Annotated in this window: 12 protein-coding genes; 4 read left to right on the top strand and 8 right to left on the bottom strand. The window is 64.3% G+C overall.

What is annotated here, in order from left to right; genetic code table 11:
• Positions 1-94: 94 nt before the first annotated feature.
• The 5 genes from betB to betI are packed head-to-tail and all read right to left on the bottom strand — an operon-like array spanning position 95 to position 6,370.
• Positions 95-1,558, bottom strand: a complete 1,464-nt coding sequence (betB, locus tag X741_RS152735) for a betaine-aldehyde dehydrogenase (RefSeq protein WP_023777953.1) — start codon at positions 1,556-1,558, stop codon at positions 95-97.
• A gap of 52 nt (positions 1,559-1,610) precedes the next feature.
• A complete protein-coding gene (gene betA, locus X741_RS152740) occupies positions 1,611-3,263 on the bottom strand; it encodes a choline dehydrogenase (protein WP_023777952.1) in 1,653 nt (550 codons plus the stop codon).
• A complete protein-coding gene (locus X741_RS152745; RefSeq protein ID WP_023777951.1) occupies positions 3,256-4,257 on the bottom strand; it encodes a threonine/serine dehydratase in 1,002 nt (333 codons plus the stop codon). The genes betA and X741_RS152745 overlap by 8 nt, the downstream gene beginning before the upstream one ends.
• Positions 4,254-5,783, bottom strand: a complete 1,530-nt coding sequence (betC, locus tag X741_RS152750; protein ID WP_023777950.1) for a choline-sulfatase — start codon at positions 5,781-5,783, stop codon at positions 4,254-4,256. The genes X741_RS152745 and betC overlap by 4 nt, the downstream gene beginning before the upstream one ends.
• The gene (gene betI, locus X741_RS152755) at positions 5,780-6,370 is read right to left on the bottom strand and encodes a transcriptional regulator BetI (protein WP_013896483.1); all 591 of its coding nucleotides are present in this window, start codon (positions 6,368-6,370) and stop codon (positions 5,780-5,782) included. Before betI ends, betC begins: the two co-directional genes overlap by 4 nt.
• 199 nt (positions 6,371-6,569) lie before the next feature.
• On the opposite strand from betI, the gene X741_RS152760 reads away from it, so the two are divergent.
• Together X741_RS152760 and X741_RS152765 are read left to right on the top strand one after the other, a co-directional pair.
• Positions 6,570-7,736, top strand: coding sequence for an acetyl-CoA acetyltransferase (locus tag X741_RS152760; protein ID WP_023777949.1), 1,167 nt, complete (start codon positions 6,570-6,572; stop codon positions 7,734-7,736).
• A 25-nt stretch (positions 7,737-7,761) separates the two neighbouring features.
• A complete protein-coding gene (locus tag X741_RS152765) occupies positions 7,762-8,766 on the top strand; it encodes an asparaginase (protein ID WP_023777948.1) in 1,005 nt (334 codons plus the stop codon).
• A 9-nt stretch (positions 8,767-8,775) separates the two neighbouring features.
• Here X741_RS152765 and X741_RS152770 read toward each other — a convergent pair whose 3' ends face one another.
• Positions 8,776-10,152, bottom strand: coding sequence for a TIGR03808 family TAT-translocated repetitive protein (locus tag X741_RS152770; RefSeq protein ID WP_023777947.1), 1,377 nt, complete (start codon positions 10,150-10,152; stop codon positions 8,776-8,778).
• A 119-nt stretch (positions 10,153-10,271) separates the two neighbouring features.
• Here X741_RS152770 and greA point away from each other — a divergent pair, with 119 nt between their 5' ends.
• On the top strand, positions 10,272-10,745 hold the full coding sequence (gene greA / locus X741_RS152775; protein WP_023764401.1) for a transcription elongation factor GreA: 474 nt from the start codon (positions 10,272-10,274) through the stop codon (positions 10,743-10,745).
• 36 nt (positions 10,746-10,781) lie between these two features.
• Here greA and scpA read toward each other — a convergent pair whose 3' ends face one another.
• Both scpA and X741_RS152785 read right to left on the bottom strand, forming a co-directional pair.
• Positions 10,782-12,902, bottom strand: coding sequence for a methylmalonyl-CoA mutase (gene scpA, locus X741_RS152780; RefSeq protein WP_023777946.1), 2,121 nt, complete (start codon positions 12,900-12,902; stop codon positions 10,782-10,784).
• Positions 12,899-14,344, bottom strand: coding sequence for a methylmalonyl-CoA mutase subunit beta (locus tag X741_RS152785; RefSeq protein WP_023777945.1), 1,446 nt, complete (start codon positions 14,342-14,344; stop codon positions 12,899-12,901). The genes scpA and X741_RS152785 overlap by 4 nt, the downstream gene beginning before the upstream one ends.
• A gap of 350 nt (positions 14,345-14,694) precedes the next feature.
• Here X741_RS152785 and X741_RS152790 point away from each other — a divergent pair, with 350 nt between their 5' ends.
• A complete protein-coding gene (locus X741_RS152790; RefSeq protein ID WP_023777944.1) occupies positions 14,695-16,239 on the top strand; it encodes a helicase HerA-like C-terminal domain-containing protein in 1,545 nt (514 codons plus the stop codon).
• The last annotated feature ends 75 nt before the right edge of the window (positions 16,240-16,314 follow it).

The raw sequence follows: 16,314 nt of genomic DNA, 5'->3' as shown, positions 1-16,314 counted from the left end.
TCGGTGATTGGCGAAACCGAGAGTGACGTCCGATCTCTCCCCTTGAGGGGGAGATGTCCGGCAGGACAGAGGGGGGCGCTGTCCCGCCGACCTCTCAATATGGCGCCGCCACGTCCCCCGTCTCGACGTAGACCGATTTCAGCTGCGAGTAGAGTGCCAGCGCCGCCAGCGAATTTTCCCGGCCGATGCCGGACTGCTTGAAGCCGCCGAACGGGAGTTCGACCGGCGTCAGATTGTAGGTGTTGATCCAGCAGGTGCCCGCCTGCAACTCGGCGATGACGCGGTGGGCGCGCGGCAGGTCGCGTGTGAACACGCCCGCTGCCAGACCGAATTCGGTGTCGTTGGCCCGGTCGATCACCTCGTCTTCGCCATCGAACTTCAGCACGCTCATGACAGGTCCGAAAATCTCCTCGCGGGCAATGCGCATGGTGTCGGTGACGCCGGTGAACACGGTCGGCTCGACGAAGAAGCCGCCATCGAAACCTTGCAGCGAAGGCACGTTGCCGCCGCAAGCCAGCGTGGCGCCATCCTGCTTGCCGATGCCGATATAGCCGACGACCTTCTCATGCTGCGCTTTCGAGACCAACGGCCCCATCTGGGTCTCGGGATCGAGTGGATCGCCGATACGGATTTTCTTCGTCCGCTCGACCAACCTTTCGACAAAGCGGTCGTGAATGCCGCTCTGCACGAAGACGCGCGTGCCGTTCGAGCAGATCTGGCCGGTCGAATAGAAATTGCCGAGCATGGCGCCGCCAATGGCGTTCTCGATGTCGGCATCGTCGAAGACGATCAGCGGCGACTTGCCGCCGAGCTCCATCGTCGCGTGCTTCATCTTGGAGCCGGCAAGCGACAGCACCTTGCGGCCGGTCGGCACCGAGCCGGTCACCGAAACCTTGGCGACGACATCGTGGCCGATGAGGCCGGCGCCGACATCGCCATAGCCCTGCACGACATTGAACAGCCCGTCAGGCAGGCCGGCCTCGCTGTAGATCTCGGCCAGCGCCAGCGCCGACAACGGTGTGTTTTCCGATGGCTTGAACACCATGGCGTTGCCCATGGCGAGTGCGGGCGCGGACTTCCAGCCGGCGATCTGGATCGGATAGTTCCAGGCGCCGATGCCGACGCAGACGCCGAGGGCCTCGCGCCGCGTATAGGCGAAGGGGCCGCCGAGGTCGACGGATTCGCCATTGTAGGCGGCGACCGCGCTTCCGAAATATTCAAGGCAATCGGCTGCTGAAGGCGCGTCCGCCACCAGCGTTTCCTGGATCGCCTTGCCGGTATCGAGCGTCTCGATGCGGGCAAGGTCGGCGTTGCGGGCGCGCAAAATGTCGGCGGCGCGGCGCAGGATGCGGCCGCGCTCGACCGGCTTCAGCCGTGCCCAGGCGGGTTGTGCTGCCCTTGCTGCCTCGATGGCCAACTCAAGCACGTTCGGCGTCGCCGCGCGCAGCATGGCGATGGTCTCGCCGGTGGCCGGATAGATGACCGGCAGTGGCGCGCCTTGCTCGTCGTCAACGTAGCGTCCGTTGACATAGTGCGATGCCGTGGGCTGGGCGCGCATGGGAAGTCTCCAAATTCTATTCGCCTGGGCCGGACGTTCGCCGGATCATGCTCTATCTGTCCGACGCCTGCCAGCGCGGATTGATCCATGGTTCCTGGTTGGACGGCGCCAGCGGCGTGCGGCCCAGTATGTGGTCGGATGCCTTTTCGCCGGTCATGATCGACGGTGCATTGAGATTGCCGTTGGTGACGCGCGGGAAGATTGAGGAGTCCGCGACCCGCAATCCTTCGACGCCGATCACCCGGCACTCCGGATCGACGACGCTCATCGCATCGTCGGCGCGCCCCATCTTGCAGGTGCCGCAGGGATGGTAGGCGCTTTCGGCGTGATCCCTGATGAAGACATCGAGATCGTCGTCCGACTGCACATGGCTGCCCGGCGAGATTTCCTGGCCGCGATAGGCATCGAATGCCTTCTGGCCGAAGATTTCGCGGGTCAGCCGGATGCAATGGCGGAACTCCACCCAGTCGTCCGGATGCGACATGTAGTTGAAGCGGATCACCGGCTTCGATTTCGGATCGGGCGACCGCAGCGTCACCGAGCCACGCGACTTCGAGCGCATCGGCCCGACATGCGCCTGGAAACCATGCGACTTGGCCGCCGCCTTGCCGTCATAGCGAACCGCCGCCGGGATGAAGTGGTACTGGATATCGGGATAGTCGATGCCGGCGCGCGAGCGCACGAAGGCGGCTGCCTCGAAATGGTTGGTGGCGCCGAGGCCCGACTTGAAGAACAGCCATTGCGCGCCGATGAGCGCCTTCGAGAACGGGTTCAGCACCGAATTGAGCGTGATCGGCTTGGTCGATTCCTGCTGGATGTAGAGCTCCATGTGATCCTGCAGATTGCGGCCGACGCCGGGCCTGTCGGCGAGCACGGCAATGCCGTTTTCGCGCAAATGCTCCGCCGGGCCGATGCCGGACAGCATCAGGATCTTGGGCGAATTGATCGACGAGGCGGCGACGATCACCTCGCGTCGCGCCTTAACGACCTGAATCTGTTTGTGAGCTTCGATCTCGACGCCGATGGCGCGTTGATTCTCGATGATCACCCGGCGGGCAAAGCCCTTGACCAGATTCACGTTTTTGCGCCTGAGCGCCGGCCTCAGATAGGCTGATGCCGCCGACCAGCGGCGGCCGCCCTGGATGGTCTGCTCCATCGGCCCGAAGCCTTCCTGCTTCGATCCGTTGTAATCGTCGGTCAGTTCGAACCCGGCCTGGCGGCCCGCGTCGACGAAGGCGCCATAAAGGGGATTGCGCCGCGAGCCGCGCTGCACGTGCAGCGGCCCGCCGCGGCCGCGCCAGCCGTCCTCGCCGCCGTCCGAATCCTCCATGCGCTTGAAGTAGGGAAGGACGTCGGCAAAGCCCCAGCCGGCCGCGCCCTGTTCGGCCCAATGGTCGAAGTCACGGGCGTGGCCGCGCACATAGACCATGCCGTTGATCGAGGATGAACCGCCGATCACCTTGCCGCGCGGCGTCGCCAGCACGCGGCCACCCAGATGCGGCTCCGGCTCGCTGGCAAAGCCCCAGTCGTAGAGGCTCATGTTGAGCGGGATCGACAGCGCCGACGGCATCTGGATCAGCGGGCCGATATCCGAGCCGCCGAACTCGATGACGATCACAGAATGCTTGCCGTCCTCCGACAGCCTGTAGGCCATGGCCGAGCCGGCCGAGCCGGAGCCGATGATGACGAAATCCGCTTCAAGCATGGTTCATATGCGCCATAAAATCGGCGAGCGAGACGTTGCCGCCAGTTGCCACCACGAGCACGGTCTTGCCCCGCACATCCACCTTGCCGCCGAGCAACGCCGCCAGCGACGCAGCGCCCGACGGTTCGAGCACCAGCTTCATCCGCTCGAAGGCGATTCGCATGGCGCGCCGCACCGATTGATCGTCGACCGTGATACCTCGCACGCCGGCGGTCTTGACCGCCGCGAAGGGCGCGTCGCCCGGCCGCCGCGACATCAATCCGTCGCAGATCGACTTCGGGGCGATCGGCATGGTCTCGATGCTGCCATGCGCCAGCGATGAACCCATGCCATTGAAACCTTCGGGCTCGACGCCAATGATCTCGGTTGCCGGCGACACATAATGGAATGCGAGCGACACGCCGCCGATCAGTCCGCCGCCGCCGACCGAGCAGAACAACAGGTCGGCGCTGGCGTCCTTGGCCGAGAGCTGGTCGAGCGCCTCGAGGCCGGCGCCCGCCTGGCCGGCGACGATCTCCGGATCGTCGAACGGATGCAGCAGTGCCAGGCCTTCCGTCTCGGCGATCTCGCGCGCCTTGGCGGCGGCAACCTCTTCACGCGCGCGCTCGCCATGATCGGTCAGCACGACGCGTGCGCCGTAGCCGGCCGTGGCATCGCGCTTGGCGGCCGGCGCATCGATCGGCATGACGATGGTGACCGGAATGCCGAGCGCCTGGCCGGCGGCCGCCAGCCCTTGCGCGAAATTGCCGGAGGAATAGGCGACGACGCCCTTCTTCGCCTCCTCGGCGGAAAGCCGCTTCAGCCGCCAATAAGCGCCGCGTATCTTGAACGATCCCGCCCATTGCAGCGATTCCGGCTTGATGAAGACGCGGGCCGCACCGGTCTCGCGGGCAAGGGCCGCCGATTCCAGCAGCGGCGTGATCTGCGTCGCCCTGGATGTGACCGCATAGGCCTCCTTGAGATGGTCGAGGGAGGGGACAGGACTTGTCATCATTCGCCCCGCGGATACCTTTTGCTTTCCTCGAGATTGTCGAGGTTCATGTGGTTGCGCATGTAGCGCTCGGATGCCTTCTGCAGCGGCTGGAAATCCCAGGGGTAATAGGCGCCGTTGCGCAGCGCCGGATAGACTACCCAGCGCCGCGCCTGGCTCTCGCGCACGGCGGCATCGAATTTGGCCATGTCCCAGCGCGCCCGGACCTTGTCCATGAAGGCCGACACCAACGCCGCCTTGGCTGGATCGTTGGCCATATTGATCCGCTCCAGCGGATCGGCTTCGAGGTCGAACAGCTGCGGCGGGTCGAGCTCGCAGTGGATGAATTTGTATCCGCCGTCGCGGATCGCCACCAGCGGCGCGTAGGAGCCTTCGGCGGCATATTCGATCAACACAGGGGCGCTGCGTTGCCCACCTTTGGTGAGCGGCAGCAGCGACTGGCCGTCGGTCCACGGCGCGATTGCATCGATGTCGATGCCGGCGAGGTCACAGAGCGTCGGCGTCACGTCGAGATTGGAGACCGGCGCCTCGATCAGCCCGGCTGGCACACCCTTGCCGGCGATCATCAGCGGCACCCGCGCCGAGCCCTCGAAGAAGCTCATCTTGAACCACAGGCCGCGCTCGCCAAGCATGTCGCCATGGTCCGAGCAGAACAGGATGATGGTGTCGTCGAGCATACGCGTGCGCTTGAGGACGTCCAGAACCTCTCCGAGCTTGTCGTCGACATAGGAGATGTTGGCGAAATAACCGCGCCGCGAGCGACGTACCTGCTCGGGCGTGATCTCGAACGACGGATAATCGCTGGCGAGGTATAGCCGCTGTGAATGCGTGTCCTGTTCGTCCTGCGCGATAAAACCCGTTTCCGGGTCGAGCGCCTGGCAGTGCTCGTAGAGATCCCAATACTGCTTGCGCGCGACATAGGGGTCGTGAGGGTGCGACAGCGAAACGGTGAGGCACCAGGGCCGATGGTTCGCATCGTCCTGTTCGCGCGAAAGCTGATAGAGCTTCTGCGTGGCCAGGAACACGACCTCATCGTCATATTCCATCTGGTTGGTGGTCTCGGCGACGCCGGCGCCGGTGACCGAACCCAGATTGTGGTACCACCATTCGATGCGTTCGCCGGGTTTGCGGTAGTCCGGCGTCCAGCCGAAGTCGGCCGGATAGATGTCGGTGGTCAAGCGCTCCTCGAACCCATGCATCTGGTCCGGCCCGACGAAATGCATCTTGCCAGAGAGGCAGGTGTAATAGCCGGCGGCGCGCAGATGGTGGGCGAAGGTCGGGATCGACGAGGCGAATTCGGCCGCATTGTCATAGACCCCGGTGCGCGACGGCAACTGACCGGTCATGAACGAGGCACGGCCCGGCGCGCAGAGCGGCGAGGCGGTGTAGTTGTTGGCAAAGCGTGCCGAGCGGGCAGCGAGCGCCCTGAGATGCGGCACGTGCAGGAAGTCCGCCGGCCCGTCCGGGAACAAGGTTCCATTGAGCTGATCGACCATGACGATCAGGAAATTGGGTCGCTTCGCTGTCACTGCTTCCGCCGCTCGCCGAGTTTGATTTCGAGATAGTCTTCGACGAGCGCGATCGCGGTCGCCGCGTCGGGCACGCCGTCCTTCAACGCCCGCCTGATATAGAGCCCGTCGATCATCGCCGCGGTCGCCTCGGCGGCGCGGTCGGCCTCGGCCCTGGGCAGGATGCCGATGAGCCCGCTCATCAGGTTCGAGTGCAGCCGCCGCGCATAGACCCTGAGCAGGCGGCGCAGCGCGGACGACTTCTGTGCCTCGACGTAGAAGGCGAGCCATGCGGCGATGGTTTGCGGCTGGAACTGGATGTCGGAGAAGTTGACGGCCACCACCGCCGAAACGCGTTCACGCGGGGAAGCGGCGGATTGAAGCGCACGCCGCATGTCGATGGTCAGTTCGGCCAGTATGTGCCGCATCGTCGCCAGCAGCAATTCGTCCTTGGCGCCGAAATAGTGATGGGCAAGCGCCGAGGATACGCCAGCCCGCCCGGCGATCTCGGACATGGTCACGTCGAGCGAACCGCGCTCGCCGATCGCAGAGATCGTCGCGTCGATGAGCGCCTTGCGGCGCAGTGGCTCCATTCCGATTTTCGGCATGCTGTTCCCGGCTTTTGCGGGGCAGATTATTTTTTATTGACGCGTCAATCAACAAAAAATCAACGCTGGCGCAACCTGTACCAAGCGATTGTCCGGTTCCGGCCCCTTCACTGCCGAGGCAGGAATGTTTATATTTGAACAATACAGACGACGTGAGCCGTAAGCCAGTGCCAGGCTGGCGCTAACGATGGAGACCGCCATGACCGCATGCATCGTCGGATGGGCGCATTCGCGCTTTGGCAAGCTCGAAGGCGAGACGCTCGAAAACCTGATCGTCAAGGTGGCGACCGACGCACTCGACCATGCCGGCATCGGCCCGGACGAAGTCGACGAGATTGTCCTCGGCCATTTCAACGCCGGCTTTTCGGCGCAGGATTTCACCGCCAGCCTGGTGCTTCAGGCTGATGACCGGCTGCGCTTCAAGCCGGCGACACGTGTCGAGAATGCTTGCGCCACCGGGTCGGCGGCGGTCAGGCAAGGCATCCGCGCCATCGACGCCAATGCCGCTCGCGTCGTGCTGGTGGTCGGTGCCGAGCAGATGACGACGACGCCCGGTCCCGAAATCGGCAAGAACCTGCTGAAGGCATCCTATCTGCCGGAGGATGGCGAGACGCCGGCCGGCTTCGCCGGCGTCTTCGGCAAGATCGCGCAGGCCTATTTCCAGCGCTATGGCGACCAGTCCGACGCGCTGGCGATGATCGCCGCCAAGAACCACAAGAACGGCGTCGACAATCCCTATGCGCAGATGCGCAAGGATTTCGGCTATGAGTTCTGCCGGCAGGAAAGCGAGAAGAACCCCTTTGTCGCTGGTCCGCTCAAGCGTACCGACTGTTCGCTGGTTTCGGACGGCGCCGCCGCCCTTATCCTCGCCGACACGGCGACGGCTCTGAAAATGCGCCGGGCGGTTGCCTTCCGCGCCAATGAGCATGTCCAGGATTTCCTGCCGATGTCGAAGCGCGACATCCTGACCTTCGAAGGCTGCGAGCAGGCCTGGACCCGGGCACTGAAGAGTGCCGGCGTGACGCTCGACGATCTCTCTTTCGTCGAGACGCATGACTGCTTCACCATTGCCGAACTGATCGAGTATGAAGCGATGGGCCTCGCCAGGCCGGGCGAGGGCGCGAAGCTGGCGCTGGACGGCACCACGGCCAAGGACGGCCGCCTGCCGGTCAACCCCTCCGGTGGATTGAAGGCCAAGGGCCACCCGATCGGCGCCACCGGTGTCTCCATGCACGTGCTGACCGCCATGCAGCTTGTCGGCGAGGCCGGCGGCATCCAGGTGCCCGGCGCAAAGCTCGGCGGCATCTTCAACATGGGCGGTGCTGCGGTCGCCAACTACGTTTCCATTCTCGACCGGATCAGGTAAACCGCCCGCATCTACGGGAGGTGGCATGACAAATCCGGTTCTGATCGAGGTTCTGCGCGGCGCCGTCGTCGAGAGCGCGCATCGTGGGGCCGTCGCGGTCTTCGATGCCGACGGCAAGCCGTTGCTGGAGATCGGTGATACCTCGAAACCGGTGTTTCCACGCTCGGCGGTCAAGGCGATCCAGGCCTTGCCGCTGGTCGAAACGGGTGCTGCCGATGCCTACGGCTTCGGTGACCGCGAGCTGGCACTCGCCTGTGCGTCCCATTCGGGCGAGCCGGCGCATGTCGAGTTGGCACGTTCGATGTTGGCTAGGGCCGGGCTGGATGGCTCAGCGCTCGAATGCGGTGCGCATTGGCCCTCGAACCACGACGCGGAGATTGCGCTCGCCCGGGCCGGCGGCTCGCCCAACGCGCTGCACAACAACTGCTCCGGCAAGCATTCCGGCTTCCTCTGCACCTGCGTGCACTCCGGCATCGCGCACAGCGGCTACGTCAAGGCGGGACACGCTCTGCAGGAAATGGTGCGCGACGCCATGGAGGCCGTTACCGGCGCTGTGCACGGCGCGGATGAGCGGGCAACCGATGGCTGTTCGATCCCGACCTATGCCGTGCCGCTGAAAAGTTTCGCGCTCGGCTTTGCCCGCATGGCCACGACGAATGGCTTTGGCCCTGAGCGAGCCAAGGCCGCGAAACGCCTGCTCTCGGCCTGCATGGCGGAACCGTTCTTTGTCGCCGGCACCGGCCGTGCCGATGTCGCTTTGATGGAAGCCGCACCCGGGCGGATATTTGCGAAAGGCGGCGCCGAAGGTGTCCACTGTAGCGCGATACCTGAACTTGGCCTCGGCATAGCGATCAAATGCGATGATGGTGCCGGCCGCGCCGGCGAGGCCATGGCTGCTGCCGTCCTTGCCAAGCTGCTGCATGCGGACGAGGCCCTGTCGGCGAAGCTGGCCGCAATGGCAAATGCCCCGATCGAAAGCCGGATCGGCGCCAAGGTCGGAGCGCTGAGGCCGACCGCAGCCCTCGATTGAGGACGGTCTTCAGCTGACGTGATTGCGCTCGACGGTCAGATGGGCATAGCCGGTATTGTCGGATGACGTCAGGTCGCCTGTCGCGGGATCGGCCCAGCGCTGGCCGACGATGGCGCCCTTCAGCGGGCCGTCGATGACGTTGTCTGATATGATGGCCGTACCGGCGCCCTCGACCACGCTGACGACGATGCCGGTTCCAGCCTTGCGGATGATGTTGCCGGTGGCAACGACATTGCGTAGGTACGGCCCCCAGCCGATCTGCATGCCGTAGAGCGGTGCGTTCTCGATGACGTTGTTGGAAACGGTGGTGTCGGCCTCCACGCCGATGCCGACGCCGAACCCAGGCGCGTCGGCGGGGTAGGGGCCGCTGGTCGACAGATTGCGCACGATGTTGCCCGAGCAGACACCCATGCGGCCGCCTTCGTTGAAGTTGACGATCGAGATGCCGTTGGCCGCGCTGTCGACGATGTTGTTGCTGATGACGGCGCCCTCGAAGGAGAATTCGGAATAGACGGCCGTTTCGCCCGAGCGCGAGCAGGTGTTGCCTGATACCTGCAGGTTGCTGGAACTGTTGGCGCGGATCGCCGAAAAAGCGCAGTCGGAGACGACATTTCCCGAGATGATGACATTTCCGGCTCGGAAGGCGTTGATGCCGTTGCCGTTCTGGCCGGTTCCGCCGCTGCGCGCGCCGATGCGTTCGACGCGGTTGCCGGTGACCATGGTGCCGTCTTCCGCCGCCTGCCAGCGGTGTACGAGGATGCCGCCATTGGCACAGTCGGAGACGGTGTTATCAGTGATCGACAGGCCGGCGGCTTCGACCGAATAGATGCCGGCATCGGCGGCGCCCGATATGTCCGAGCGTTCGATGCGGCCCGCGGCGTGTTCCAGCGCAAGTCCGTTCTTGCCGCTGCCGGTTACCTGGCAATTGTCGACGACCAGATGCGCGACCCGGCGCAGATCGAGCAGTCCCTGCGCATAATCGCCCATCGACCGGTTCGAACCATCGAAAACCAGCCCGCTCAGTTCGATGTGGTCGGCCTGTTCGGCCATGAACAGATGGCCGTCGCCGCCGTAGACGATCCGCGTTGCCCCAGGCACGCCCGAAAGACGCACGCGGCTGGGCAGCGAAAGATTGGACACCACATAGGTGCCGGCTGGCAGGAAAACCGGCAAATCGCGGCTGTTTGCGTCGCGCAGCAGCTTGGCAAAGGCTTTGCTCTGGTCGTCGAAAGTGCCGGGCTGCACGCCGAGTTCGGTGGCGTTGATCGAGCCGCGCATCGAGGCTTTCTCGATGCCGGCAAGGGTGGCAGCCGCCGCCTTGCCAAGCGAGAGGCCGATGACGGCAAAGCCGGCGGTCTGCATCAGCAGCGTTCGTCTGTTCAACATCGGCACAGGGTCCTGGTGTTCAACCCCGGCATCGCAGGAATCGTGCCAGACGACTGGGCTGTCTTTCGCGGGGCCGGCAATGGCTTGTCGAACAGCCACTCGGAGCCTAAATTCAATTGATGAGCAGAGCTTTTACTCGCGAGGAAGACAGCGAAAACGCCATCGCCGGCGTCGGAGAGCGACCGATCAGCACGCACCGCAATCTGGTGACGCAGCGTGGCTTGGCGCAGATCGAGGACAATCTGGGCGATTTGCGCGACATTCTGGCGAAAGCCGAACGGAAAGGCGACCGCGAGCGCATAGCGGTGGTATCGCGCGACCTGCGCTACTGGACCGCCCGGCGCGAGAGCGCTGAACTGTCCGTGCCCGAGCCGGGCAGCGACCTCGTTCGCTTCGGCATGGGCGTCACGCTCGAGGGCGATGACGGCAGGAAGGTGCACTGGAAGATCGTCGGCGAGGATGAAGCCGATCCGACCAAGGGCTCAATTTCCCATGTGTCGCCGATGGCCGTCGCTCTGTTCGGCAAGAAGGTCGGCGACTTGGCCGTGGTCAACGGCAAGGAATGGGAGATCGCTAAGCTCTCGGATGGCTGACGCCAGTCGGCTTTGTCTACTTGGCCAATGTTTCGCTCACCCCGCCAGCAGCCGATCCATCAGACGATCCGCCGCTTCCGGAATAACCGTACCCGGCGGGAAGATCTCGGCAGCGCCAGCCCGCAGCACCGCGTCATAGTCCTGGGGCGGGATGACGCCGCCTGCCACGATCAGCATGTCGCCTCGGCCGAGCTTTTTCAGCGCATCGCGCAACTCGGGGATCAGCGTCAGGTGCCCCGCCGCTAGCGAGGAGGCGCCGATAATATGGATGTCATGCTCGACCGCCAGTTTCGCGATCTCTTCCGGTGTCTGGAACATCGGGCCGACCGTGACGTCGAAGCCGAGATCGGCGAAGGCCGTGGCGATCACCTTCTGCCCGCGGTCGTGCCCGTCCTGTCCCATCTTGGCCACCAGGATGCGCGGCTTGCCGCCAAATTTCTTCCCGAAAGCATCGAGCTTGTCCTGCAGCCCGTCGACCACCGGGCTGTCGCCAAGCGCCTTGCGATAGACGCCGGAAATGGTCTGCACCGTAGCAATGTGCCGGCCGAAGACTTTCTCCAGGGCAAACGAGATTTCGCCGACCGTGGCATTGGCGCGCGCGGCGCGGATGGCGAATTCCAGCAGGTTTTCATTGCCCTGCGCGGCATGGGTCAGCGCGTCGAGCGCGCTTTCGACGGCGGCGACGTCGCGTGTGCCCTTCAGCCGCTGCAGCTTCGACAATTGCCGGGCCCTGACCTCGGCATTGTCGATCTTGAGCACGTCGACCGCGATGTCGTTCTCCGGCCGATGCGCATTGACCCCGACCAGCATCTGCTCGCCGGAATCGATGCGTGCCTGCGTGCGCGCCGCCGCTTCCTCGATGCGCAGCTTCGGAATGCCCTGCTCGGTCGCGGCGGCCATGCCACCAAGCGTCTCGACCTCCTCGATATGGCTCAGCGCGCGTGCCGCCAGATCATGCGTCAGCCGTTCGAGGTAAGCCGACCCGCCCCACGGATCTATGATGCGCGTGGTGCCGGATTCCTTTTGCAGGATCAACTGCGTGTTGCGGGCGATGCGCGCCGAATGGTCGGTCGGCAGCGCCATAGCCTCGTCGAAGGAATTGGTGTGCAGCGACTGGGTGTGGCCCTGCGTGGCCGCCATCGCCTCGATCATGGTGCGGATGATGTTGTTGTAGGGGTCCTGCGCCGTCAGCGACCAGCCGGACGTCTGGCAATGGGTGCGCAGCGACAGCGAGCGCTCGTCCTTTGGCGCAAAATTCTTCTTCATCAAGGTCGCCCACAGCAGGCGCGCGGCTCTGAGCTTGGCGACTTCCATGAAGTAGTTCATGCCGATCGCCCAGAAGAAGGACAGGCGCGGCGCGAAGCGGTCGATATCGAGGCCCGCCGCGACACCGGCACGGGCATATTCGATGCCGTCGGCGATCGTATAGGCAAGCTCCAGGTCGGCCGTCGCACCCGCTTCCTGCATGTGGTAGCCGGAGATCGATATCGAATTGAACTTCGGCATGTTCTTCGACGTGTAGGAGAAGATGTCCGAAACGATCCGCATCGATGGTTTTGGCGGATAGATGTAGGTGTTGCGAACCATGAACTCCTTCAGAATGTCGTTCTGAATGGTGCCCGCCAGATCCTTCTGCGCGACCCCCTGTTCTTCCGCCGCGACGATGTAAAGCGCCATGATCGGCAGCACCGCGCCGTTCATCGTCATCGACACCGTCATCTCGCCGAGCGGAATCCCGTCGAAGAGTTGCCGCATGTCGAGCATGGAATCGATGGCGACGCCCGCCATGCCGACATCGCCGGCGACGCGCGGATGGTCGCTGTCATAGCCGCGATGGGTGGCGAGATCGAAGGCGACCGACAGGCCTTTCTGACCGGCGGCTAGATTGCGCCGGTAGAAGGCGTTGGACTCCTCGGCCGTCGAGAAGCCGGCATATTGCCGGATCGTCCACGGCTGCTGGACATACATGGTCGGGTAGGGACCCCGCACGAAGGGCGGCAGGCCCGGATAGGTATCGAGAAATGGCAGGCCCTTGAGGTCGGCCTGACTGTACAGATGCTTGACGGCGAGACCTTCGGGCGTCGTCCGCTGCCCCTTGACCTCGACGGGAGCCCGCCGTGGCGGCGTCCAGCCGATCTGACTGAAATCCGGAATCAAGAAGCGGCCCCGATGGATTGGTCGATGCGTACGGGAAATAGCGGTTCGCACAGGACGATGCCTTCGGTGAAGGCTGGCCGATGCTGCGCGTCCAGCGTCTCGACCGGGCGTTCGCCCTGCTGCTGCGGATAGAGCGTGGTGCCGATCAGGGCCCGCTCGCCCGTCTTGAAGGCGGCGTCGCGCCGTGCGGCGGCAGCACGGACACGCTGCTGGATATGCCCGCCATGAAGGCTGGACAGCACACCTCCTTCAGCCTCGATCGCCTGCAACTCCGCCCACGCTGCCTCGCAGAGATCGGTGGTCAAGGCTTCGACCGCGCCGGAACCAAAGGCAGGATCGGCGACATGATCGACATGGCTTTCATTGGCCATGATCAGCTGCGTGTTGCGCGCGACGCGGCGGGCAAAAGGTGCCGGCAGGCCGTGCGCGATCGTATGTGGCAGGATGGAGATCGAATCGGCGCCCCCCGCGGCCGCGGCGAAGCAGCCGATCGTCGTGCGCAGTATGTTGGTTTCCGGGTCCAGCGCGGTCATCATGCGAAACGATGTCTCGGCATGGATGTTGGCCGTGGAATTGGGGATCGAGCAGGCCTCCTGCACCCGAGCCCACAGCCTGCGCAGTGCCCGGACCTTGGCCATAGAGAGGAACTGGTCCTGGTCGACGCTGAGCGCGAAGCCGATATGAGGTGCGGCATAGACGAGCGGCTGCCGCGCCTTCTCGAACATCCTCAGATACGAGACCGCCGAAGCCAGCATGATGCCGAGCTCCTGGGCTTCCGTTGCGCCGGCATTGTGGAAGACGCGTCCATCCGCCTCGAGCAGCACGCCGGGAACGCCCATCGAGAAGAAATGCGCCAGCGATTGCGGCATCGATTCCTGCAGCGCCTCGATCGACATGCGCAGCCGGCCGGTTCCGGCAAGGATTGCCGCCGGGTCGATGCCGAACGAAAGGTTGAGCTTTGCCGGATCGGAGCGGCGCTTGCTCAGGAACGCCACCAGCCAGTCGGCCATCGGGCGGCTCCAGGGATGGGTGTCGATGCGGATCTGGACGCGGTTGAGGGGCACGCCATCCAGCACCGTCTCCAGTGCCTGCGCCGTTCTCGGCAGGCCGTAGCCGAATGCGTTCGGAGCCCCTTCGAAGACCAGCGACAGTCCGGTCGCGCCCTGTGCGATGTCTTCCAGGGCCTGGGCCTTGGCGCGATCGATATCGGGGTCGTCGACGCGCTGGCTGACGATCCAGGGCGATCGGGGATTGGTACGCACGATCGGCTCGGTTCCGGTCGCGCGGTCGTAGAGCGGCTCGATGCGGATGTTGTCGTCGGTGTGCGAGACCAGCTTTTCCTCGAAGGACGCACCGGCCAACGCCTTTTCCGCCAAGGCCAGCCATCGCTGGCGCTCGGCATCCGCTGGTTCTGCATTCCTGGTCAAGGCTCCGGCGCCCATCCATTTTCCTCGCTTTACGTGGCCGCACCAGCCCGGTCACATCAGTCTACGGTCCCCGGTCGGTTATCGCAATGCAATGTGCTTCGAGGTCCCGAATACGATCCCTTCAGATATAGGTTCGCCTGCGTGGACGGACCATGAACGATTGCCAAACACCAGCAAAATCCGCAAGTTCCAAAAATCCGATTTTGGCGATTGGTCCGATTTGGACGATTGGCCCGGACGTTTGGCCCGGACATTTGGCCCGGACATTTGGCCCGGACATTTGGCATTGTCGCTGCGCGGCAGCCTGACTATACCTGCGGCTTGGCCAATGGCTTTAGACACACCCGTTTGCGGAGACCGGATACATGGCTGACGACACCAGTATTTTCATCGGCGCCAGCCGCAAGCCCGACGACAGCTATCAGCGTCCCGAGCAATTGCTGCTGCAATATGGAAATCGCCACGGCCTGGTCACCGGCGCCACCGGCACCGGCAAGACCGTCACCTTGCAGATCTTGGCCGAAGGTTTTTCCAATGCCGGCGTGCCGGTGTTCTGCGCCGACATCAAGGGCGACCTGTCCGGCATCGCCATGATCGGCTCGGCCCAGGATTTCCTGGTCAAGCGAGCCGAACAGGTCAAGCTCGACCCTTATGACTTCCAGGAATTTCCGGTCATCTTCTGGGATCTGTTCGGCGAGCAGGGTCATCCGATCCGCGCCACGGTCTCAGAAATGGGGCCGCTGCTTCTGTCGCGCCTGATGAACCTCACCGAGGCACAGGAAGGCATCATGAACATCGCTTTCCGCCTGGCCGACGAGGAAGGCCTGCTGCTGCTCGACATGAAGGACCTGCAGGCGCTGCTCGCCCACGTCGCCGAGCGCGCCGACGAGATCGGATCGCGCTACGGCAATGTGACGAAGCCTTCCGTGGGGGCCATCCAGCGTACCCTGCTGGTCCTGGAGCAGCAAGGCGCGGCAAACTTCTTCGGCGAGCCGGCCTTGCGAATCTCCGACATCATGCGCACCACCCGCGACGGGCGCGGCGCCATCAGCGTGCTTGCCGCCGATAAGCTGATGATGAACCCGCGGCTCTACGCCACCTTCCTGTTGTGGCTGATGTCGGAACTGTTCGAGGTGCTGCCCGAAGTCGGCGACCCCGACAAGCCGAAGCTGGTGTTCTTCTTCGACGAGGCGCATCTGCTGTTCGACGAAGCGCCGAAGGTGCTGATCGACCGCGTCGAACAGGTTGTCCGCCTGATCCGTTCGAAAGGGGTGGGCGTCTATTTCGTCACGCAGAACCCCCTCGATATTCCCGAAAAGGTCCTGGCCCAGCTCGGCAATCGCGTCCAGCACGCGCTGCGCGCCTATACGCCGCGTGAGCAGCAGGCGGTGAGGACGGCGGCAGAGACGTTCCGGCCGAACCCCGATTTCGACTGCGCCACAACCATCACCCAACTCGCCACCGGCGAGGCGCTGGTCTCGACGCTGGAGGCCAAGGGCGTGCCGTCCATGGTGCAACGCACTTTGATTCGCCCACCGTCGTCGCGGCTTGGGCCCATAACCCCCGCCGAGCGGCAAAAGCTGATCGCTGAAAGTCCGGTCATCGGCCAGTATGATGAGGTCATCGATCGCGAATCGGCTTTCGAGATGCTGCAGAAGAAAGCCAAGGAGGCGCAGGACGCCGAACAGCAGGCGCAGCAGGCTGGCACAGGCGGCTCGCGCTGGACCATCCCGGGCTTCGGCAATGACGATCCGCCGCAATCCGGCGGCAGGCGGGCACCCGCGCCGCGCCCCTCCAATCGCCAGACCGTGGCCGAGGCCGCGATCAAGTCGGTGGTGCGTTCGGTCGGCTCATCTGTCGGTCGCGCGATCGTGCGCGGGATCCTGGGGAGCCTGTCGAGGGGACGCTGAGCTTCCGGCCGGGGAGGGAGCCAAGGCCCCACTCCCTACAGCGCCGCGCGTCCGCTGGACACATGGCGCCGGAGC

Origin of the sequence: Mesorhizobium sp. LNHC221B00 (assembly GCF_000502935.1) — a bacterium.
Taxonomy (GTDB): domain Bacteria; phylum Pseudomonadota; class Alphaproteobacteria; order Rhizobiales; family Rhizobiaceae; genus Mesorhizobium; species Mesorhizobium opportunistum.
Note: the sequence above shows the minus strand (reverse complement) of the source record. Positions and strands in the feature narration are given on the sequence as shown.

Excerpts from the sequence above, each read along its gene's own strand:
- betB (WP_023777953.1), bottom strand. The coding sequence starts at position 1,558 with ATGCGCGCCCAGCCCACGGCATCGCACTATGTCAACGGACGCTACGTT.
- betA (WP_023777952.1), bottom strand. The coding sequence starts at position 3,263 with ATGCTTGAAGCGGATTTCGTCATCATCGGCTCCGGCTCGGCCGGCTCG.
- X741_RS152745 (WP_023777951.1), bottom strand. The coding sequence starts at position 4,257 with ATGATGACAAGTCCTGTCCCCTCCCTCGACCATCTCAAGGAGGCCTAT.
- betI (WP_013896483.1), bottom strand. The coding sequence starts at position 6,370 with ATGCCGAAAATCGGAATGGAGCCACTGCGCCGCAAGGCGCTCATCGAC.
- X741_RS152760 (WP_023777949.1), top strand. The coding sequence starts at position 6,570 with ATGACCGCATGCATCGTCGGATGGGCGCATTCGCGCTTTGGCAAGCTC.
- X741_RS152765 (WP_023777948.1), top strand. The coding sequence starts at position 7,762 with ATGACAAATCCGGTTCTGATCGAGGTTCTGCGCGGCGCCGTCGTCGAG.
- X741_RS152770 (WP_023777947.1), bottom strand. The coding sequence starts at position 10,152 with ATGTTGAACAGACGAACGCTGCTGATGCAGACCGCCGGCTTTGCCGTC.
- greA (WP_023764401.1), top strand. The coding sequence starts at position 10,272 with ATGAGCAGAGCTTTTACTCGCGAGGAAGACAGCGAAAACGCCATCGCC.
- X741_RS152785 (WP_023777945.1), bottom strand. The coding sequence starts at position 14,344 with ATGGGCGCCGGAGCCTTGACCAGGAATGCAGAACCAGCGGATGCCGAG.
- X741_RS152790 (WP_023777944.1), top strand. The coding sequence starts at position 14,695 with ATGGCTGACGACACCAGTATTTTCATCGGCGCCAGCCGCAAGCCCGAC.